This is a genomic window from Acinetobacter sp. YH16032 (genome assembly GCF_013417345.1).
GTDB lineage: Bacteria > Pseudomonadota > Gammaproteobacteria > Pseudomonadales > Moraxellaceae > Acinetobacter.
In genome coordinates, this window is sequence record NZ_VPEE01000014.1 from 58,390 (window position 1) to 79,073 (window position 20,684).

Genomic DNA, 20,684 nt, shown 5'->3' on the forward strand with positions numbered 1-20,684 from the left:
CTTAGTTCTCCTCTTTGTAGTCAGCTACAGCGTGAAGTTCAGGCGTTGTTTGAGGTGCCCAAGCGACTGGACGGTCAGTATCTAATTCAAAGCTAGAAATCGCATCCTTAACTAGACGCGCATCTACTTCACCCTCGTCAGCAAGTTTCTTCAATGTCGCAACCACAATATGCGCAGCATCTACACCAAAGTAGCTACGAAGTTTTGCACGTGTATCTGAGCGACCATAACCGTCTGTACCTAATGCTACAAATGGACGATTATCTGGAAGGTAAGCGCGAATTTGCTCACTGTAAGCACGCATATGATCTGTTGCAGAAACGACGATACCTTTCGTACCACGCAACTGCTTCGACACCCATGCTTCTTTCACATCTTCAGTAAGTGGATGTAAACGATTATATTCTTCGCACGCCATACCATCACGTGCAAGCTCATTAAAGCTTGTTACGCTGTAGACATTCGAATGAATTTGATATTCATCACGTAAGATTTGAGCCGCTTTAATCACTTCACGCAGAATTACACCTGAACCTAAAAGCTGAACTGTGGCTTTTTCATCTTCCTCAAGTAAATACATACCACGTTTAATGCCTTCTTCAGCACCTTGTGGCATCGCTGGATGCTCATAGTTCTCATTCATTACAGTTAAGTAATAGAACACACGCTCCTGATCCACATACATGCGTTTTAGACCGTCATGTACAATCACCGCAAGTTCATATCCGAAACATGGATCATAAGAAATACAATTTGGAATCGTATTTGCAAGAATATGTGAGTGACCATCTTGATGCTGTAGACCTTCACCATTCAGCGTAGTACGACCAGCAGTTGCACCCAATAAGAAACCTTGCGCCTGTGCATCACCTGCCGCCCATGCAATATCACCAATACGTTGGAAGCCAAACATTGAGTAATACATGTACATCGGGATCATAGGAAGGTTATTGGTTGAATAACTTGTTCCTAAAGCAGCCCAAGCACTCATCGCACCTGCTTCATTGATCCCCTCTTGAAGCATATGACCATCTTTCGCTTCACGGTAATGCATCAACTGCTCTTGATCTTCAGGGGTATATTTTTGACCGTGCGCGGCATAAATGCCCAATTGACGGAACATCCCTTCTAAACCGAAAGTACGCGCCTCATCTGGAACAATTGGTACCACACGGTCTTTAATTGCTTTTTCTTTCAGTAGTGCAGAGATTAAACGTACCATCACCATGGTCGTTGATTGTTGCTTACCATTAGAACCAGCTAACACTGCATCAAATACAGACAACTCAGGAATCGCTAAAGATTCGCTCTCTTTACGACGTGCTGGTAAGTAACCACCTAATGCCTCACGGCGAGCCTTCATATACTTAATTTCAGGCGAGTTTTCACTTGGGCGATAAAATGGAACTTCTTCAAGTTGCTCATCGGTAAATGGCAAGTTGAAACGATTACGTACATATTTAAGCGATTCAAGTTGCATTTTCTTGATTTGATGCGTTTTATTGACCGCTTCAATTTCTTCAGATAAGCCGTAACCTTTAACAGTTTTCGCGAGAATAACCGTTGGCTGACCTGTAGATTTCATGGCTTCTGCATAGGCAGCATATACTTTGTAAGGATCGTGACCGCCACGATTTAAATTATCGATATCTTCATCACTTAAGTGTTTAACTAACTCTTCAGCTTCAGGATATTTACCAAAGAAGTGTGCACGTGTATAAGCACCACCTTTCACTTGATAACGCTGATAATCACCATCTACAGCTTCTTCCATAATGGCTTTAAGCGCACCAGATTCATCTTTAGCAAGTAGTGGATCCCAATGACGACCCCATACTACTTTAATCACGCGCCAACCTGCACCACGGAATAAAGACTCAAGTTCTTGGATGATCTTACCATTACCACGAACTGGACCATCTAAACGTTGCAAGTTACAGTTTACAACCCAAACCAAGTTGTCTAGCTTTTCACGACCTGCCAACGAGATTGCACCAGTACTTTCTGGTTCATCCATCTCACCATCGCCGAGATAAGCCCAAACCTTACGATCTTCTTCTTTAATCAAACCGCGGTTCATCAAGTACTTTTGAATATGTGCTTGATAAATGGACATGATTGGACCTAGACCCATCGATACCGTTGGGAACTGCCAATAGTCTGGCATTAAGTACGGATGTGGGTACGAAGGTAAACCAATACCATCAACTTCACGACGGAAATTGTTCAGATGCTCTTCAGTTAAACGACCTTCCAAAAATGAACGCGCATAAATCCCTGGTGCACAGTGACCTTGATAATAAATCATGTCACCGCCGAAGTTATCACTGTTGGCACGGAAGAAATGGTTAAAGCCAACATCATATAAAGTTGCAGAAGATGCAAAGCTGGCTAAGTGACCACCAAGATCGTCGCCTGTTTTATTGGCGCGAAGCACCATTGCTAAAGCATTCCAACGAATCAAAGCACGAATTCGGCGCTCCATATCTGGATCACCAGGCATTGCAGGTTGCTCTTCTACTGAAATCGTATTTAAGTAAGGAGTATTTAGACGCTGAATGGGAACATGTTTCGCAATCGCACGTTGATACAGTTTTTCAAGAAGAAAGGCTGCTCTTTCCGTCCCCATATGCTGTAAAACAGAGTCAAAAGCGTCCTGCCACTCTTGGGTTTCTTGTGCGTCGGTATCACCGTAATACGCCATATTACACCTATATTCATGCCTATTTGTATGCCCTATATTTAACATATTTTCGCGATACGCAGTTATGGCTATAAATGAATACGACATTAGAATAATATTTCGATAATAAATAGTACTTGACCATTTATTACACAAATTAACACTAAAACGCCAATTCTGCTGTTTTTTTATACAAAGCTTTATTTTAATCTTGAATTTAGTCAGGTGACCTGACTGCAAAAACGAAAATCGCCAAGACTATGCTTGGCGATTTATTCAAATGACTTAACAATGGATGTGTATTAATGAGGTTTGATAATTAATTAAGGCAACATCGCTAGGTAAGTTGAAGGATTTTTACGCTGACCATCTTTGACCACTTCATAATGTAAGTGAGGACCAGTACAGCGTCCAGTACAACCTACATTGGCAATATGCTCACCAGCAGTGACTTTATCACCTACTTTAGCAATTAAGCGTGAAGCATGTGCATATCGTGTGATATACCCATTACCGTGGTTGATTTCGACATATTGACCATAACCTGTGCCCCAACCTGATTTAGTCACTATTCCTGGACCAGTTGCATATATTGGAGTTCCTGTTGGTGCCGCAAGATCCAAACCAGAATGGTTTTCAGCACGTCCGCCCATTGTTCGGCCGCCATAATTTGAACTGACACGACCACTTGGAAGTGGGTGGGTCACTAACCATGAATATGCATTATTTGAAGAGTAACGATTTGAACTTGTCGTCGTAGTTTTTTGAGCAGGGTATTTACTATTAAGCAGCGCATTATTTAATTCGATTGGATCCGCCTTTGCTCGAACTTTCACATCGACTTGTGCTGTCGCTGGAATGTCCATGTCATCAGGATGACTATAAGAACCTTGTGATAGTGTTCTTGTTAACTCTTCCAATCGATCAGGATTGGAGGCTTGTGTGGCATCTAATTGAACTAAATCTGCAAATGCAACCGAAGCTGCTGAAGCTGCTAAAGAAAACGCTAATAAAATACGTCGCGTATACATATAAACCTCATTAAACTGTTCTTACTCAAGTCTCTTGTGTGATCTCTTCCTTGATATCGAAAGAAACAAGCGTTTAAGATTAAGACAAAACAATGTAGGAACAATGTATGTCAGAACCAAAAAATATGTTTCAACAAACAAGACAACACATAAAAACAGGAAACTTATCGTTTCTCACAAAGCAAGTTGCTGACTGGCAGAGACTTACAAAATTAATTCAACCGCTATTGCCCAAAAATGAACAATGGCAAGTTGTCTGTTATCAATACGGTATTTTGACCATCACCGGTGAAAATCAAGCCATGATTAGTCAACTCGGTTACCTTCAAAAACAGTATATTTCTCAGTTATCACAAATCCCTGAACTCAAAGATTTACAAAAAATCCAAGTTCGTCTTCGAGCAAAAAAAGAAATTCCCCAAACACAAACTGAAAATTCCAAAACTTCTTTATGTCCGACAACGCAAGAAATGTTACTCAACGCTGCTAGTTTTGTGAACGATCCTAAGCTTAGCCAAGCTATGATACGTTTGGCAAGCAATAAAAAGTAACAGGACCATTTGATTTAAACGTCATTCACTATTTTAAAGGCAAATTAAGTCACACTTAACAATGTTACACTATAACATTTAACCTGAAGACAATGACTTAGATCACACTTACATATTGAATTGGACAAGACTTTTCGTCATCAAATGTTACAATTTCATAATTAGATGGATCACTCTGAACATTGCGAAGCAGTTGATTATTGAGTGCATGTCCAGATTTGTAACCATCAAACTTCGCAATAATTTGATGTCCGAGTAAATAAAGATCACCCACCGCATCTAATATTTTATGACGTACAAATTCATCAACAAATCGTAAGCCTTCTTCGTTCACGACACCTGAATCATCAACACCAATTGCATTCTCTAAACTAGCACCCAAAGCTAAATTATTCGCCTTAAGATAATCCAAATCTTTCATAAAGCCGAAAGTACGTGCCTCACTGACTTCATAAACAAATGTTTCCGTTGAGAAATCAATACTGGCAGACTGATATTCTTTGGCAAAGGCAGGGTGATCGAAATCAATCGTAAAATTAAGTTGAAAACCATCATGCGGATTAAAAATAGCGCGCTTATCGTCAATTAATGCTTCTACAGGCTTTAATATTTTTATAAATTTTTTAGGCGCTTCTTGCTCCATCAACTCACCTTGCATGAGTAAATAGATAAATGGACCGGCGCTTCCATCCATAATTGGAACTTCTGAAGCTGATACTTCAATAATCAGATTATCAATACCAAGACCTGCAATCGCACTCATAATATGTTCGATAGTCCCAACTTTGGCATTTTCTTGTACCAAATTTGAACACATAAATGCTTCTTGAATCAGCATCGCATTAGCAGGGATATCTACGGGCGGATTTAAATCAATACGGCGAAAAACAATACCCCCATCAGCGACATGTGGTACAAAGTTAATCATTACTTTTTGCCCACTGTGTAATCCGATACCACTCGCTTTCACGACTCGTTTCAGGGTGCGTTGCTTCAACATGTTTCTTCAATATTCATCTAAAATCTAGTATACGTTAGCACATTTAGCCATTGATAAAAATCAAAAAGGTGGCATAAGCGCCACCTTTTCTGTTTGATCATCGTAAACACATTATGTTACATGTTATTTACGCTGTTGATTTTTAAGATAATCTTGAATACTCATTGGTGCAGATCGAGGCGCTGCAGAAGGCTCTGGGGCTACACTCTCTTGATTCTGACGTTTACTGATTGCTGGAACATCATCTTCATCCAAAGCAGCAGCTTGTCCACCAACTGATGGGTTTACACTCACTGGCGCACGGCGCTTCACTTCCGTTTCATTCGCATTACGAGTTAAACCTGTCGCAATCACTGTAACACGGATTTCATCACGCGCATCTGGATCAAATACTGTACCAAAGAAGACTTCACCTTCATCCAGATCAACAATTTGATTGACAACATCTGTGATAATTTCAGTTTCACGCAACGTAACATCATTACCGCCAGTGATATTAATTAAAACACCCTTCGCGTTCATAATATTTACGTTGTCAAGCAACGGACTGCGAATCGCAAGACGCGCTGCATCTTCAGCACGATCTGGACCGCTACTCTTACCTTCACCCATCATCGCATAACCACGTGTGCTCATCGCTGTTTTTAAATCGGCGAAGTCAAGGTTGATATGACCAGGACGCACAACTAAATCAAAGATACTTCGTACCGCGTTAAGCAAGACATCATCCGCTTTGCGATAAGCATCTTGCATTGAGATATCACCATAAACGCTAAGTAGGCGTTGGTTTGGAATGATAATCAATGAGTCAACATGCTTTTCAAGTTCTTCGATCCCTTTTTCAGCAGAACGTTGACGACGACGACCCTCGAAGTTAAATGGAGTGGTGACAACACCAACCGTCAAAATACCCATTTCTTGTGCTATTTCAGCCACGACTGGTGCTGCGCCAGTACCAGTACCACCACCCATGCCGGCAGTAACAAATACCATATCTGCACCTTCCAGATGCTGACGGATTAATTCGCGACTTTCTTCTGCTGCAATTTGACCGACATCAGGATTTGCTCCTGCACCTAGTCCACGCGTACTTTGTTGGCCCAATTGGATTTTGAATGGCGCATTCATACGATCCAAAGCTTGTTTATCTGTATTTGCACAAACAAATTTCACGCCTTTGATATCAGATTGCACCATGTGTTGTACGGCATTACCACCACCGCCACCAACACCAAACACAGTAAAACGGGCTTGACCGTTATTATCGGTTTGTTCATCTTCTAAAAATTCAAATGAAGCCATGACCTTAACTTTTCCTAATAAATTTGGCAGTCACTTAAGCCCGTATACTGCCTTGATCTTCAATAATAAAAATTTGTTTTTAGGATGCGTTGCAATCACATTGTTGTCAAGCACATGAAGTTGCTCTTACAAGTTGCAAACAATACTCCCTTAAAAACTAAACTTAAAAAATACCTTTCAATTTGTTATTAAACGCATTCCAACCATTCGCTATGCGCTCTAATAATGGACGCTTATTCACTTCTTCAGGTTGCTCAACTGATTCTTGTAAATCGCTTTGACTAAATAACAGCAGTCCTGTTGCGGTAGAATACATTGAACGTCTTAATGCAGGTAAATGTTGATCATCCGCATATACTTGTAGCGGAGGGTTGCCTAAATGAGCAGAAACACCCAACATACGACGTGATAATGTGATCATACCCTCAATCTGACATGCATCACCACTTAAAACTACACCGTGATATAAACTTTGTAGCGCACCACGTTGTTGTAACTCATCACGCACCATAGAAAGAATTTCTTCGTAACGTGCAATAATAATCTCTGATAGCTCAATCCGACTGATCGCTTGAGGACCATCGATCGCTTCAAACTCGATCATATGTTCAGGTTTGACTTGCTGTAAATCAACACAACCGTAAAGCAATTTGAGTCGTTCAGCTTCTTCGGTCGTCGTTTGCAATACTGCGGCGATATCACGCGTTACATTTTCACCACCACGTTGAATGGTGTGTGCTAGCACTAAATGACCTTCAATATAAACTGCAATATTGGTTGTACCAGCCCCAATATCCAATAAGCATACACCATACTCTTTTTCATCTTTCAGCAATGCACCTTCAGCCGTTGCTAAACATGAAATCACCATCTTTTCGACAAAAATATTGGCGCCTTTCATTGCACGATCTAAATTTTGCATGGTGCTGATTGGTAGCATCATGAGTTGATAATGCGCCGTCATGCTATTTGCTGAAAGGTTAATTGGATTATGCACCCACTCAGGTGAATCATCCAACTCAAAACCCAATGGGACTGCACTTGCAAGATAATGATCAGAAGTTAAATGACTGGCTTTTGCCATTTCTAAAGCTTTAACCACTTCTGAAGTCGTAATGGTGCGTTCTGGATTAGAAATCGGTGTCCGGCCTGTCGCATAAGCACTTTGCAGTTCTGTACTCGGGATCGATACCCATGCTGAATGCACACGACACTCCGCCATATCTTCTGCTTCTTGTACCGCATTCTTAATCGCAGAGATCACTTTTTCAAGGCTAACAATTTTTCCTTTGTTCATGCCTTTATTTCGCGCAGTCGCCATACCGATGACCTGGATATTATCCGGCGCATGCACTTTACCAATTAGAACTGAAACTTTATGTGTCCCAATGTCTATCGCAACAACTGAGGGAACAGCCTCATTCATGATTCACTACCATTTTCTTCATTGTTTATATCTGGCTTATGCCTATTTTTAAAGCCACGTATTATGGCTTTGCAACTCTTGAATCTGCAATGTTAATGTCATTAATGGTTACAACAAACTGACCATTTATAATCTTTGGTGGTGTCGCATTTTTCCATTGAATCGCCAAGCCATTTCGGTAACGTAAGTCAATCGCTGAAACTCTTGGCCAAACCACTTTCAGATCTGCTTGAGATAAGTGACTCAATCGTTGCAGTTTGCTCATAGTCTGATCCTGATCCACAATAATACGTAAACCCGAATCGAACTGCATAAACCATGTCCGACGATCTGTTAAATATAGCTCTTTCAAACGCAGATTCACTGGACTAAACAGTTGATTAATTTCATGATAACGTCTCATCATGACTTTTGACTGATCTGACGGACCATGCATAAGTGGTAAATTTGCGTGATTTCTAGAATATGCCTCTGTATAGACCACACCCTGATCACTTAACAGACGTCCTGTTCCCCAACGTGCAATCGGATGTTTCGGAATAACACGAACCTTAATACCGTCTGGCCAAGCTCTAGAAATGACCACTCGATCTACCCAAGAAATCTCTAATGCCTTATCACGAATTTGCTCAAGATCAGCAGTAAAATAATTGCCTGTAATGGTAGGCATTAACTGCTGTTTCACTTGACTAATTTCAGGCTCGGCTTGCAGACCAACCACATCCAAAGATGCTACCTTTGCACTGGTCATGACGCTATATAAGCCATAAATCCCGACCAAAAGTACACAACATGCAAAAATAAGCATGACCCAACCACCCGCATTAATCATTTTCTCTTTGCGAGTCGGTGGTTTGTCATGAATCGATGTAATCGCCGCACGTTTGCGACGCATCGATGGAGGTAGTTGAGCCATAACTTAGTGTGATTCTTTCGCTAAGGTTTGCTCTAAAATAGCCAAACACAAATCTTCAAAACTATAACCTACTGCTTGAGCTGCTTTTGGTACCAATGAATGACTGGTCATGCCTGGAACAGTATTCACTTCTAGCAGCCAAAATTGACCTTGCTCGTCCTGCATAGCATCAATTCTACCCCAACCACTTGCCCCAACAGCTTGAAACGCTCGTAAGCAAAGCGCTTGTAAACTTTTTTCTTCAGCTTCACTCAAACCACAAGGGATACCATATTCAACATCATTACGTTGGTATTTAGCTTCATAATCATAAAAGGCTACATCAGCTGGAGGTTGTAAACGGATGACTGGTAATGGTTGTCCGTTTAAAAATGAAATCGTAAATTCACGACCTGTAATCCACTTCTCAGCCATGACCACGGCATCATGTTGAGTCGCTTTTTTAATTGCTTCAGCTAAATCCTCTGCTTTCTCAACCTTACTCATGCCCACACTCGAGCCTTCGTGCACGGGTTTGATAATCAGTGGTAATCCAAGCTCTGCAACGAGTGCTTGTGCATCAGTATCTTTAGAAACAATACGGTATGGCGCTGTAGGAAGTTCAGAACCTTGCCAAATTTGCTTGGTCTTTACTTTATCCATTCCGATAGCCGACCCCTGCACACCAGTTCCAGTATATGGAATATTTAACCACTCTAATGCGCCTTGGATTTGACCATCTTCTCCACCACGACCATGTAACACAATAAATGCACGATCGTAATTTACCAGTTCAGTCACACTGCGTTCTTGAGGGTCAAAACCCTCTGCATTCACCCCTGAACGTACCAATGCTTCAAGTACAGCCTTACCACTATCTAATGACACCTCACGCTCTGCAGATTTACCACCAAGCAATACAGCAACTTTGCCGAATTTAGAAGCATTTGACACGTTTAGTTCCTTAAACTTATAAAATTTTCAATTTAGCCAAATCATCAAACGACGATTATTTTAAATAGAGCTGGTTCTGAGCAAGCTCAATTGAAATTGCTCCAACGTTACCCGCACCTTGAGTCAATAACAAGTCATTTGCTTGTAACACTTTTTGTATCACATTTGGCAAATTCCCTTCTACTGGATCAATCAAGATTGGTTCAACATCACCACGCAATCGGATACTTCTTGCCAATGAGCGACTATCTGCACCAACAATCGGCTTTTCACCTGCAGAATATACTTCTAATAGCAGTAATTGATCGACTTGTGACAAGACATCAACGAAATCATCAAAACAATCACGTGTACGGCTAAAACGGTGAGGTTGGAACATCATCACAAGTCTACGATCAGGATGACTTGCACGCGCAGCTTTAATCGTTGCTTCAACTTCTTTTGGATGGTGACCATAATCATCAACCAGTTTGACCGTTCCATCACCTAACTCAAATTCACCTTGAATTTGGAAACGACGCCCTACACCACTAAAACTTTCTAAAGCACGAGCGATTGCAGCATCAGATACACCTTCATCAGTTGCCACACCAATCGCAGCTAACGCATTAAGGATGTTATGCAAACCAGGCATATTAATGGTTAACTTGAGTGGCTCTTTGTTTTTACGAAGCACAGTAAAATGTGATTGCATCCCTTCTTGTACCACATCTACAGCACGAATATCGTTATCTTCGTTAAAACCATAAGTTAAAACAGGTCGACCAATACGTGGCATAATTTCACGAATATTTTGATCATCGCCACACACTACGGCTAAACCGTAGAACGGAAGCTTCTGCAAGAATTGAACAAAAGTATCTTTCAAAACATCGAAGCTACCACCATAAGTGTCCATATGATCAGCATCAATGTTGGTGACAATAGCGGCCATTGGTTCTAAATATAGGAATGAAGCATCAGATTCATCTGCTTCAGCTACAATATAACGACTCGCACCTAAAGCAGCATTTACTCCAGAGCGATTAAGCAAACCACCAATCACGTATGTCGGATCCATGTTTTCTTCAGCAAGCATACAGGTCACCAAACTTGTTGTTGTGGTTTTACCATGTGTGCCTGCAACCGCAATACCATGACGGTAACGCATCAACTCGCCCAACATTTCCGCACGACGAACTACAGGGATGCGTGTTTCAATCGCTGCTTTAATTTCTGGGTTTTCTTGGTCAATCGCAGTCGATACAACCAATACATTCGCACCGTTAATATTATCAGCAGCGTGTCCGATATGAACTTTAATGCCATTTTCTTCAAGCTGTGCAGTGGTTTTAGAGGCTTTAATATCCGACCCTGAAACTTTATAGCCTTGGTTTTTTAAGACTTCCGCAATCCCGCACATTCCTGCACCACCAATACCCACAAAATGGATATGCTTGATACGGCGCATTTCAGGAATTTTAATCAGGTTTTTTGCTTTATCAGCTGGGTTCGTTGAAGACATAATTTTCTCTAAAACTTACAAATCTTGAATTAAACCAACCACACGCTGAGTTGCATCTGGTTGAGCTTGTTGACGTGCTTTAACAGCCATTTCCGTCAACAATGTACGGTTCATGAGTGGCAATAAAACTGCTTTTAATGAATCAGGAGTGAGTGTCGCTTGTGGACAAATTTTTGCAGCATTAATATCTGCTAGGAATTTGGCATTCGCGGTTTGGTGATCATCTACCGCACTTGGCAAAGGTACAAATACGGCTGCAACACCCGCAGTAGCAATCTCAGTGACCGTCAGTGCACCAGCACGACAGATTACTAGATCGGCATTGGCATAGGCTTCCGCCATATTTTCAATAAACGGTTGAACTTCTACCTGTAAATGATCAGGAGCATCGGCATAACGTGCCCGCGTGCTATCAGCATGATTTTGACCACACTGATGATAAACACTTAAAGGAACATCTAATTGTTTCAGTGCTTCGGGTACGCGCTCATTCAATGCTTGTGCGCCCAAAGAGCCGCCTACAATTAAAATACGAATAGGTTGATTGGCTTTTTCTCGCTCTTGATATCGCCAAGCAGGACTCAATATCGCAGAAATTTCCTTACGTACGGGATTACCTGTAGTCACGATTTTATGATTTTCTGGAAATGTTTTCGGGAATGCCTGACAGACCGTTTTAGCAACACGAGCCAATTGCGTATTGGTGAAACCCGCTACTGCATTTTGCTCATGAATGATGACAGGAATACCAAGAATACGCGCAGCCAAACCACCAGGACCCGCAACATAACCGCCAAAACCAGCGACTGCATCTACGTTTAATCGTTTCATATAGCGCATTGCGCTAAGCGTTGCTTTTAAAATTTTAAAAGGGGCTTGCAGCTTACGGACGATTCCATTGCCACGGACACCCTGAATATCAATTTGATAAATTGGAATGTGGTGATTTTTAAGCAGGCGATTTTCCATGCCTGAAGGCGTTGCCAACCATGACACTTCGACACCTTGCTGTTGTAATTCCTGAGCAACTGCTAGGGCAGGAAATACATGTCCACCTGTACCTGCAGCCATCATCATGACATGTTTAGGTTGTTTATGCTGAGCTTGTGTCACGGTCTAATTCTTCAAATCTAAGAGCTAACAGAAAATTTTATATAAGGTATCAATTGTAATCACAATCGTATATCCATGAAAGTTTATTTACTTTTTTTCACGGACCCTTTAATTGTTTTTTTCATATGATTTCAGAGTTTAAACTAGATTTATTATGAGGTGTGCCTTTTTTATGTATTTTACCATTCGATCTAGTTTATAACGGACCAAAATAATGATTAATGTGCACATTAATCATTAACACAGTATTAGTTCTATTCTTCCTTCGTATCTGCGCTACCGCCATATTGGATATAAACTTATGTCTAAATGGTATGAGGCAACAGTTCTATTTATGATATTGCTATATCTCATTGAGATTCAGCTCGCGAATAAAAGGATTTTTAAACGCAAATGTCAAAAATATCATCTTATGACATTTGGATTATTTTGGCAGGCTACCTTGCTGCAATTCATGTCGGTAAACTTTCTGCTGTTATTCCAATTCTTCAAAAAGATTTAAATCTAAGTTTCACCCAAGCAGGCCTATCCTTATCACTGGTTCAAGGTGCTGGAATGCTATTTGCCCTGTGTATTGGTGCTGTATCTGAGAAAATAGGACTCAAAAAATGCCTTATTTTTGCACTCATTCTATTGGGGATGAGTAGTTTTGCAGGCTTATGGATTGATCATAGTGTTAGCCTTTATTTTTTTCGATTTATGGAAGGTATTGGATTTCTCACCATTAGTCTTTGCGCTCCCGCAATTTTAAAACGCCTAAGCACGCCTGAAACCATGAATTTTAAAATGGGGTTATGGAGTTCTTATATGGGAGTTGGGGTTAGTCTTGCTATTTTGACCATCCCTGTATTACTCGAATGGCTCAGTTGGCAACACATTTGGGCATTATTTGGTGCCTTGTGTTGGCTGGTTGCCTTGATGATTTACCATTTTTTACGTTATGACGATAAGCAAACCACTGTAACGACAAAGGCACTGAGCACATCAACCTCCAACTCTTTTTTATCTATTGTTAAAGTCACCGTGACCCATCCACCCATTCTCTGTCTAGCCGTTATCTTTGCTTGCTATACCAGTCAATGGATCACACTCACAGGTTTTTTACCCAGCTTGTATGTCTCATTCAATATGGATTTAAAGCTTGCAGGAATTTTGGTGTCAATGGTTGTGTTATCTAACTTAGGTGGAACCTTTGGCGCAGGCGTATTACTTCAAAAAGGCATAGCTCCTTTTAAATTACTTCAATTTAGTTTTTTAAGTCTAATTTTATGTAGCTGGGTTGTATTTTCACAACCCTATTGGTTGATTTTTGAGTTGCAATATTTGTGCGCTATTTTGTTTTCTTTTATCGGTGGCATTATTCCGACGACCGTCTTTGCCAATACGCTTAGATACGCACCACAGGTCAATGCAGCAGCATCCAGTATGGGCTTAGTGCTGCAAATTTCTGCATGTGCGCAGTTCCTTGTTCCCCCAGCAACAGCAGCTCTCGTTTCGTCTTCTCACCAGTGGTCCAATGCCGCATGGGTTACCGTAAGTCTTTCCACCCTAGGACTATTGACCAGCTATTATTTATTTAAGATATATACGCAAAAAAAAGAGCCTATTTAGGCTCTTTTTTGCAGATCAGCTAACGTCCAGCTTCCAAAACATCAAATAATGTATCTGCGATAGAAGTACCAAATTGTGCGTCTATTTCACGTATACACGTTGGACTAGTCACATTAATTTCTGTTACATAGTTTCCAATGACATCAAGACCAACAAATACCAGCCCCTTCTCACGCAAGAATGGTCCAACTTTAGCAGCAATCACCTTATCATTTTCAGTCAACGGACGTGCTTCACCACGCCCACCAGCAGCAAGGTTACCTCGCGTTTCACCATTTTGTGGGATACGCGCTAAACAATATGGAATTGGCTCACCATTGACCATCAGAATACGCTTATCTCCATCCACAATTTCAGGAATATAACGTTGCGCCATAATCGGTTGCTGCCCCATTTGAGTCAACATTTCCAAAGTTGAACCGATATTTGCCCCTGCAGTAGTTAAACGGAAAATCCCCATACCGCCCATCCCATCTAGCGGTTTTACAATCACATCTTGATGTTCAGCAATAAACTCTCGGATTAAACTTTGCTGTGAAGTTACCAAAGTCGGAACCTGCAGTTCTGGAAATTGTGTAGCGAACAGCTTTTCGTTACAGTCTCGCAAACTTTGAGGTTTATTGATAATCCAGGAACCTTCACGTTCCGCTTGTTCCAGAATATAAGTTGTATAAACAAAGTTCATATCAAAAGGTGGATCTTTACGCATGAGTACAACATCGTATGCGGCTAAAGATTCTTTCTGTTTTTCACCAAGTTCATAGTAATGATTATAATCCTCAAACACTTTAAGTGGTGAGATCAAACCAAAAGCTTTGCCTTGATCGATATATAAATCTTCCTGAAGTGCATACCCTAACTCATGACCGCGACGTGCAGCAGCCCAAAGCATTGCCATGGTCGAATCTTTTTTGAGGTTTACATTTTCGATGGGATCCATCACCACAAGTACGCGCATGATCTGTTCTCTATTTTATCAATGAAGCGATTATAACGAAGTTTAGTGAACGATCTACTAATCTATCAAAGGATCAATTGTATAAATTGAGAGAAGCTCTTTCCTATTTCTGCTGAGCATTAGAATTTATATTCATATCAAACTACTAAAAAAAATAATAAAAAACGGCGCAATGAGCGTCAGGAAAAATCCACTGAGAATTGCAATTTGTACATCTAATGGTGAACAATTGTTTTTTACAAAGGGTAAAGTCGAGTCCATCGCCGTGGCACCACATACACCAATGATTGGCTTTGGATAACGCTGACCTAATAAATACAACAATGCAATCGCATAAAACTCTCGTACAAGATCTGTGATCAAAGCAAAAGTTCCCTGCTCAGGTCCTAAAACTTTAGCAACTAAAGGACCAGAAAGAGAGAACCAACCAAATCCACTCCCCATCACAACGAGTTCGACAAAAGATTGAGTCATGATATGACTCGTCAAATAAGCCGCAATAAATAGTGCAATGATTGAAAAAAATGGCACTTTAATATGATTCATAGTGAGGGCTTGAATTTTAATCGTAGACAAATCCACTCCGATTAAAAAAATCAACACATACAATAGTATCGCGCTTAACATTTCCCCTGATAAAGTCTTGGGTAATAGCCAATATAACCCCATCCCGATCAACACCATTCCAATCGCAATCAAGCATTCGGTAATAGGTTTGAGCATATCCTTGAATGATTTTTGGTGCTCAGCCTTAAAGTGGCTACGATTAAATAAAAGTCCAAAGGTAATCACACTTAACACTGTAGAATAAATAAAAGCTTCAATTAATATTTTTGAACCAAGATCTTTATCAAACAAGACACTGCCAAATTGAAAGCCTATAGAGATGAGGAGCAACCACACCAAAAACGTAATTTGACCAACCAATATATTGCGAACTTGAACGTTTGCAGCTTTACCTATGCCCCAACCCAATATAAGAGAAATGAGAATAGGTAAAAGCGAAATTATTAAATTTTGAATCATAGTTATGCAGCACTTAATGTGTGAAGTATTCGATATAAGAATGTAAAGTTTGAAATTATAATTTTTTATTTGAAACTCAAATCAATAGCGCTCAAGGTCTATATTTATAATATTAGATAATTATCGAGTAGTGAAATTAAATTCTTATGTATTGTTACAACTTCAAATACGAATTACATCAAACGTTAACATCGTTGAATAAAACTAACAGGACTTGATATTCCAACAATAGGTACAAGTCCATGATTAAAATAATTTCTACACTCTGTTTACTCACTATCAGTTCAGTTACTTTAGCAGCAGGCAATCCTACACGAGTCGGTGATGTACTCGGTCGAGACCTCGACGTTCCAATTGTTGGTGCATTAGGGCATACAGGTGTATATGTAAGTTCAAACAATATTGTTCAAGTCATGAACAAAACGGCATATGTAGATGTGATTGAATATGTCAGCTTAAGTGGATTTAAAACTACAAAATATTGGGGAGCAAAGGCCAAAACAAGTTTCGGATATAAATCTCCTTACTCATCTGCTGCTAATCAAATCACTGCGATTTCAAATCAGCAACGACCTCATGTCGCTTACACGCTGTATTCAGCAACACCGAACCCAGCTGTGCAAGTCTGTTCACAATATAACTCCAACGGTGCTTGTAGCAAATATACATGGCAAAAGGGAACGTTCCGATGTGACAGCTTTACGAAATGGCTCTACACTCAGACAGGTAATGGTAATCTAGGAGGAAGCACACCGCGTGGAACTTTCAACAGTAGCTTACTCACAATTACACGAGTGTAAATAAATCATTCCCATTATATTGCCTTCACATCTCTGATGTTGAAGGCAACGACAGCTTAATATTTTAATATTATGAATAAGAAAAATATTTTTTTGGTTATTTTGATCTTCGTGATCTGTGCAGTAATTTTATGGGTGTATTTGAAATCGACAGCAGATACGACTCAAAGTATATCAAATCAAAATAATAATACTTCAACGCTAAAAAGCAATGAAGATCGCGCGACTAGCTTGTCTGAAAATAGTGCAGATATGAAACTCAACACTAACCTACCCGTATGGGCAAAAAAGTTACTTCAACTGGATCAATCTGCTGCGAATCGAGAAGAAAAAATACATGATTTAATTCAGCTCCTTGAACAAAACCAGCATGATGAAAATGCAATAGAAGAAATCCTGACTCAACTTACTTCTCTCAATCCTTTAGAAGCAGCTGAACAAATTTTGCCATTTCTAACACATCAGAATCCTAAAATTCAAAGCTTAGCGATAGGCGCACTGAATAATGCGATGTTGTTGACTGATCGAGAACATGAACTCAAAAAATCCCTACCTGAAAATGATTTGATTCGACAGAAAATTAGTCGCGCTTTAGAGCAACGTTTTCAGGATCCAAATTTAGATCCAAAGGTTAAACAAGTTCTTATTTCTAGCCTACCGCATACCGCATCTGTCCAAACTCAGCACAATCTTGCACAAGAACTTCTTCAACAAAATTCTATCTCACCAAACGAAGCACAATTTCTTTCTCAATATCTGCTAAATGGTCAGGGAAATAACACGACTTTAGAACAACTTACGCATAAAAATCCGAAGATGATTGAAGACATTATTGCGAATTTAAATAATCAAATTGTCGACCAACCAGCTATTGTTGAAGTTCTGAATAATGATCAAAAAAAGCAACTACATAATTTTATCTTACAGCATCCACCAAGCTCGAAAGATGAAAGCTATGGATATAAAAATGATATATGGCGATTTTCTTTAAACCAACTTCAACAATAAATAAAAGTTAGACTGGTTTTATATGAATATTTTTCAAGCTTATAATTACATAAAATTTACATTTAAAATAATTAAATAACTTCTCACTCCTATTTTAACTATAAATCAACATAGATTTAATACATTAATCTTTTTTATTTTAAGCTAAATTAATATTACATTTTAATCATTCATGATTTCATTTTTTTAATCGTGATGACTAAATATTTAGCACTCCAATAATCATAGTTATAAATTTAATGAGGGCATTATGAAAATAGTTTTAATTGGTGCAACAGGCATGGCAGGTTCTCGTATTCTTGAAGAGCTTGTTTCACGTGGACACTACGTCAAAGCGATTGCGCGTAATACAAGCAAAGTTTCAGATACAGAGCGTGTTTTAACTGTAGATTTAGATTTAAATGATCAAGAAGCACTTGTAAATGAGCTGAAAGGTCAAGATGCTGTAATTAGTGCAGTACGTTTCCAAGGTCTGGATATCAATTCACTTCTTAATGCTATTCGTGAATCAAAAGTTAAACGTTATATTGTTGTTGGTGGCGCTGGCGGTTTAACTGTACCAAATCAAAATGTGCGTGTAATCGATACAGAAGACTTCCCTGATGCATATAAAGCTGAGGCGGAAGCAGGCATTCAGTTCTTTGATAAGTTAAAACAAGTGGACGACATTGACTGGACCTTTATTGCTCCTGCAGCGGAATTCGGTCCTGGTAAGCGAACTGGTGAATATCGCTTTGGTAAAGATGAACTTATCGTTGGTGAAGAAGGCAGTAAAATCTCTGCAGAAGATTTCGCAGTAGCGCTCAGTGATGAGCTTGAAAATAATAACCATATTCAAGAGCGCTTTAGCGTCGGTTATTAATATTCAATGATATTATTAAAAAAGGAAGCTTAAGCTTCCTTTTTTTATTATTTATTTCACTCTATGAAATATTTTAAATAAATGAGATGTATGAAATCTAAAGAGGTTGTAATATTCATATAAATAAAATTTAAAAATTAGTATTTTTATGAATTATCTTGAGTATTTTTTATATATTTTCACTGTCATTATTATGATTGCCACTCCAGGCCCTGTTATGATTTTGGTGGCCAGTGCAGGTGCAAAAGGTGGTTATCGAAAAGCATTACAAACCATTTTAGGCACTAATGTCGCCTCACTATGTTTAATTGCGCTTTCAATTCTTGCACTTAAGGGTGTTCTTCATTTTAATGAGCATATTTTCAACATCATCAAAGTCCTAGGATGTCTTTATATTGGCTATTTAGGTTTTGAAATTCTTAGAGAAACTTTTCAGCACAATCAAACTGCCTCTTCAAAGATCAAGCCGATCGATAGTGGTTTTTCCAAAGGGCTTTTAGTTGGAATTTCCAATCCAAAAGATATTATTTTCTTCACTGCTTTTTTTCCGCAGTTTATTCAAATTACACCAAATATAGATTTAAGTTTGACGCTGTTAATCATCACATGGATTCTTCTAGATTTTGTCGTACTATCTTTGGTCTATTTAGGTTTTAACGCTATTTCTCAACAACGTATTTATTCAAAAATCTTAGCCTTGTGTGGCGCGATCCTCATGACTATCGCTGGGTATGGGATATTCAGCACAGCGCTCTTTTATGAGTCTCTTTAACTTATTTAAACTACAATTTATGAATGAATTTATTCCCGGGGTTTCTAATGATGCAACCGGCCATGATCGTCTTTTATTCAGAAGATAAAAATCATTGAGTAGATGAATCTTGCCTGCGATCAGGTTATACATTTGATATACCCCACCGTGGCAAAATCGTCCTTGAGTGATGAGGTAACAAGAGCTGAATGAAAAGTTGGGCATGATGTAAAAATGTAATTTGTGTGATGCAGATAAGAATTTCGCATAACGTGTATTATGTTAATTTTAGAGAAACTATTACAAATATAATATTACTTTTGCATTCTCAAATAAGCCGTTATATTTCTTAAAAAATCTATAAAGAACTGTTATTGCTGATTATTATTTTTTTAAATCAGGCCGAATTTTATAAATATTATTTTGGAGCTCAAAAATATGACTGAGAGCTTTTCCTATCAGTAAAATATTCTCTCTATTTTCTAGTGATGGATCCGATTGAATCTTACTAGGAATACTGTCTAATAATATTGCGGCTTGATATAAATCATCATTTATTTTTTTTAATTGATCCATTTTTCTCTTCTATAGATGTTGGTAAGGATCCCAATCATATTACATTGAGATCCTGATTTATTAGACCGTGGTATATATTGTTTTAGCTTCTCTAGTTTCTGAACTAAAAAGGTTTAATAATCTATTCGATGATGGCACAGGAAGATTTGGTGGATTCCAGTCACCTGTAGTGATGCATGTATTTAAAGAGTTTCCACACTCTGACATTCCACCGCTACCAGCAGACCCATAGACATCAATACAGTCTGCATAATATTCTGCACACAATTCTTTAGTTAAATAATATGAAGGCGTTGTAGGATCATATGCAAGAGCAAGACTACTAGTCATTATTGTACTAATTAAAACTATTTTTTTAATAACATAAGAAAACCAACTTTATTGTTAATTTGATATTTAAATATAGTTTATTAAAAGTTAAGCATTATTAAAATTACTTAAATCAAACATATTTTTAAATAAATTTACTTCTATTTAACATAATGGGCGTTATGCGAAATGAAACTTGTAAGCCCAAAGTAGAAATGTCCGGTTTCTCCAAAGTAAAAATGTCCGCTTTTAGAATATGCACTTTTGCAATTTTCTTAGCGGACGGTTTGATATGTTGGTGTCTATGTCGGATAAAGAACTTAA

Annotated in this window: 19 protein-coding genes; 6 read left to right on the forward strand and 13 right to left on the reverse strand. The window is 39.0% G+C overall.

Annotated elements, in window-relative coordinates; translation table 11 throughout:
- Window position 1: 1 nt before the first annotated feature.
- Window positions 2-2,704 carry a pyruvate dehydrogenase (acetyl-transferring), homodimeric type gene (gene aceE / locus FTV32_RS09170; protein WP_092766512.1) on the reverse strand — a complete coding sequence of 901 codons (2,703 nt, stop codon included), beginning with the start codon at window positions 2,702-2,704 and terminating at the stop codon, window positions 2-4.
- A gap of 302 nt (window positions 2,705-3,006) precedes the next feature.
- A complete protein-coding gene (locus tag FTV32_RS09175) occupies window positions 3,007-3,714 on the reverse strand; it encodes a M23 family metallopeptidase (protein ID WP_092766513.1) in 708 nt (235 codons plus the stop codon).
- A gap of 107 nt (window positions 3,715-3,821) precedes the next feature.
- On the opposite strand from FTV32_RS09175, the gene FTV32_RS09180 reads away from it, so the two are divergent.
- On the forward strand, window positions 3,822-4,265 hold the full coding sequence (locus tag FTV32_RS09180) for a hypothetical protein (RefSeq protein ID WP_035265826.1): 444 nt from the start codon (window positions 3,822-3,824) through the stop codon (window positions 4,263-4,265).
- Window positions 4,266-4,362: 97 nt separating this feature from the next.
- Here the strand turns inward: FTV32_RS09180 and lpxC are convergent, their stop codons facing one another.
- The 7 genes from lpxC to murG form a co-directional block, all read right to left on the reverse strand.
- On the reverse strand, window positions 4,363-5,265 hold the full coding sequence (gene lpxC / locus FTV32_RS09185; RefSeq protein ID WP_035265828.1) for a UDP-3-O-acyl-N-acetylglucosamine deacetylase: 903 nt from the start codon (window positions 5,263-5,265) through the stop codon (window positions 4,363-4,365).
- Between the two features lie 123 nt (window positions 5,266-5,388).
- A complete protein-coding gene (ftsZ, locus tag FTV32_RS09190) occupies window positions 5,389-6,567 on the reverse strand; it encodes a cell division protein FtsZ (protein ID WP_035265829.1) in 1,179 nt (392 codons plus the stop codon).
- Window positions 6,568-6,730: 163 nt separating this feature from the next.
- Window positions 6,731-7,993, reverse strand: coding sequence for a cell division protein FtsA (gene ftsA / locus FTV32_RS09195; RefSeq protein ID WP_035265831.1), 1,263 nt, complete (start codon window positions 7,991-7,993; stop codon window positions 6,731-6,733).
- A 61-nt stretch (window positions 7,994-8,054) separates the two neighbouring features.
- Window positions 8,055-8,909 (reverse strand): cell division protein FtsQ/DivIB, encoded by an 855-nt coding sequence (locus FTV32_RS09200; RefSeq protein WP_035265833.1) that lies wholly within the window; start codon window positions 8,907-8,909, stop codon window positions 8,055-8,057.
- Between the two features lie 3 nt (window positions 8,910-8,912).
- Window positions 8,913-9,842, reverse strand: a complete 930-nt coding sequence (locus FTV32_RS09205) for a D-alanine--D-alanine ligase (protein ID WP_035265835.1) — start codon at window positions 9,840-9,842, stop codon at window positions 8,913-8,915.
- A gap of 55 nt (window positions 9,843-9,897) precedes the next feature.
- Window positions 9,898-11,346, reverse strand: coding sequence for a UDP-N-acetylmuramate--L-alanine ligase (gene murC / locus FTV32_RS09210; RefSeq protein ID WP_180028490.1), 1,449 nt, complete (start codon window positions 11,344-11,346; stop codon window positions 9,898-9,900).
- A 15-nt stretch (window positions 11,347-11,361) separates the two neighbouring features.
- The gene (gene murG / locus FTV32_RS09215) at window positions 11,362-12,459 is read right to left on the reverse strand and encodes an undecaprenyldiphospho-muramoylpentapeptide beta-N-acetylglucosaminyltransferase (protein ID WP_179999161.1); all 1,098 of its coding nucleotides are present in this window, start codon (window positions 12,457-12,459) and stop codon (window positions 11,362-11,364) included.
- 393 nt (window positions 12,460-12,852) lie between these two features.
- Between murG and FTV32_RS09220 the strand changes: the two genes are divergently transcribed.
- Window positions 12,853-14,070 (forward strand): CynX/NimT family MFS transporter, encoded by a 1,218-nt coding sequence (locus FTV32_RS09220; RefSeq protein ID WP_180028491.1) that lies wholly within the window; start codon window positions 12,853-12,855, stop codon window positions 14,068-14,070.
- A 19-nt stretch (window positions 14,071-14,089) separates the two neighbouring features.
- Here FTV32_RS09220 and gshB read toward each other — a convergent pair whose 3' ends face one another.
- Window positions 14,090-15,028 carry a glutathione synthase gene (gene gshB, locus FTV32_RS09225; protein ID WP_180028492.1) on the reverse strand — a complete coding sequence of 313 codons (939 nt, stop codon included), beginning with the start codon at window positions 15,026-15,028 and terminating at the stop codon, window positions 14,090-14,092.
- 132 nt (window positions 15,029-15,160) lie between these two features.
- On the reverse strand, window positions 15,161-16,054 hold the full coding sequence (locus FTV32_RS09230; protein WP_035270265.1) for a lysine exporter LysO family protein: 894 nt from the start codon (window positions 16,052-16,054) through the stop codon (window positions 15,161-15,163).
- 242 nt (window positions 16,055-16,296) lie between these two features.
- Between FTV32_RS09230 and FTV32_RS09235 the strand changes: the two genes are divergently transcribed.
- The 4 genes from FTV32_RS09235 (at window position 16,297) to FTV32_RS09250 (ending at window position 19,496) form a co-directional block, all read left to right on the forward strand.
- Window positions 16,297-16,854, forward strand: a complete 558-nt coding sequence (locus FTV32_RS09235) for a hypothetical protein (RefSeq protein WP_180028493.1) — start codon at window positions 16,297-16,299, stop codon at window positions 16,852-16,854.
- 72 nt (window positions 16,855-16,926) lie between these two features.
- On the forward strand, window positions 16,927-17,862 hold the full coding sequence (locus FTV32_RS09240; RefSeq protein WP_218947393.1) for a hypothetical protein: 936 nt from the start codon (window positions 16,927-16,929) through the stop codon (window positions 17,860-17,862).
- A gap of 250 nt (window positions 17,863-18,112) precedes the next feature.
- A complete protein-coding gene (locus tag FTV32_RS09245) occupies window positions 18,113-18,724 on the forward strand; it encodes an NAD(P)-dependent oxidoreductase (RefSeq protein WP_180028495.1) in 612 nt (203 codons plus the stop codon).
- 148 nt (window positions 18,725-18,872) lie between these two features.
- Window positions 18,873-19,496 (forward strand): LysE family translocator, encoded by a 624-nt coding sequence (locus FTV32_RS09250; protein ID WP_180028496.1) that lies wholly within the window; start codon window positions 18,873-18,875, stop codon window positions 19,494-19,496.
- Between the two features lie 363 nt (window positions 19,497-19,859).
- On the opposite strand, the gene FTV32_RS09255 is transcribed toward FTV32_RS09250, so the two are convergent.
- Window positions 19,860-20,051, reverse strand: a complete 192-nt coding sequence (locus tag FTV32_RS09255) for a hypothetical protein (RefSeq protein ID WP_180028497.1) — start codon at window positions 20,049-20,051, stop codon at window positions 19,860-19,862.
- A gap of 60 nt (window positions 20,052-20,111) precedes the next feature.
- Window positions 20,112-20,381 carry a hypothetical protein gene (locus FTV32_RS09260; protein ID WP_155757006.1) on the reverse strand — a complete coding sequence of 90 codons (270 nt, stop codon included), beginning with the start codon at window positions 20,379-20,381 and terminating at the stop codon, window positions 20,112-20,114.
- Window positions 20,382-20,684 lie beyond the last annotated feature (303 nt).

Coding starts and splice junctions, on each gene's coding strand:
- FTV32_RS09250 (WP_180028496.1), top strand. CDS start 18,873: ATGAATTATCTTGAGTATTTTTTATATATTTTCACTGTCATTATTATG.
- FTV32_RS09175 (WP_092766513.1), bottom strand. CDS start 3,714: ATGTATACGCGACGTATTTTATTAGCGTTTTCTTTAGCAGCTTCAGCA.
- FTV32_RS09255 (WP_180028497.1), bottom strand. CDS start 20,051: ATGGATCAATTAAAAAAAATAAATGATGATTTATATCAAGCCGCAATA.
- FTV32_RS09220 (WP_180028491.1), top strand. CDS start 12,853: ATGTCAAAAATATCATCTTATGACATTTGGATTATTTTGGCAGGCTAC.
- FTV32_RS09200 (WP_035265833.1), bottom strand. CDS start 8,909: ATGGCTCAACTACCTCCATCGATGCGTCGCAAACGTGCGGCGATTACA.
- FTV32_RS09230 (WP_035270265.1), bottom strand. CDS start 16,054: ATGATTCAAAATTTAATAATTTCGCTTTTACCTATTCTCATTTCTCTT.
- FTV32_RS09240 (WP_218947393.1), top strand. CDS start 16,927: ATGAATAAGAAAAATATTTTTTTGGTTATTTTGATCTTCGTGATCTGT.
- aceE (WP_092766512.1), bottom strand. CDS start 2,704: ATGGCGTATTACGGTGATACCGACGCACAAGAAACCCAAGAGTGGCAG.
- lpxC (WP_035265828.1), bottom strand. CDS start 5,265: ATGTTGAAGCAACGCACCCTGAAACGAGTCGTGAAAGCGAGTGGTATC.
- FTV32_RS09260 (WP_155757006.1), bottom strand. CDS start 20,381: ATGACTAGTAGTCTTGCTCTTGCATATGATCCTACAACGCCTTCATAT.
- murC (WP_180028490.1), bottom strand. CDS start 11,346: ATGTCTTCAACGAACCCAGCTGATAAAGCAAAAAACCTGATTAAAATT.
- ftsZ (WP_035265829.1), bottom strand. CDS start 6,567: ATGGCTTCATTTGAATTTTTAGAAGATGAACAAACCGATAATAACGGT.
- gshB (WP_180028492.1), bottom strand. CDS start 15,028: ATGCGCGTACTTGTGGTGATGGATCCCATCGAAAATGTAAACCTCAAA.
- FTV32_RS09180 (WP_035265826.1), top strand. CDS start 3,822: ATGTCAGAACCAAAAAATATGTTTCAACAAACAAGACAACACATAAAA.
- FTV32_RS09235 (WP_180028493.1), top strand. CDS start 16,297: ATGATTAAAATAATTTCTACACTCTGTTTACTCACTATCAGTTCAGTT.
- FTV32_RS09245 (WP_180028495.1), top strand. CDS start 18,113: ATGAAAATAGTTTTAATTGGTGCAACAGGCATGGCAGGTTCTCGTATT.
- ftsA (WP_035265831.1), bottom strand. CDS start 7,993: ATGAATGAGGCTGTTCCCTCAGTTGTTGCGATAGACATTGGGACACAT.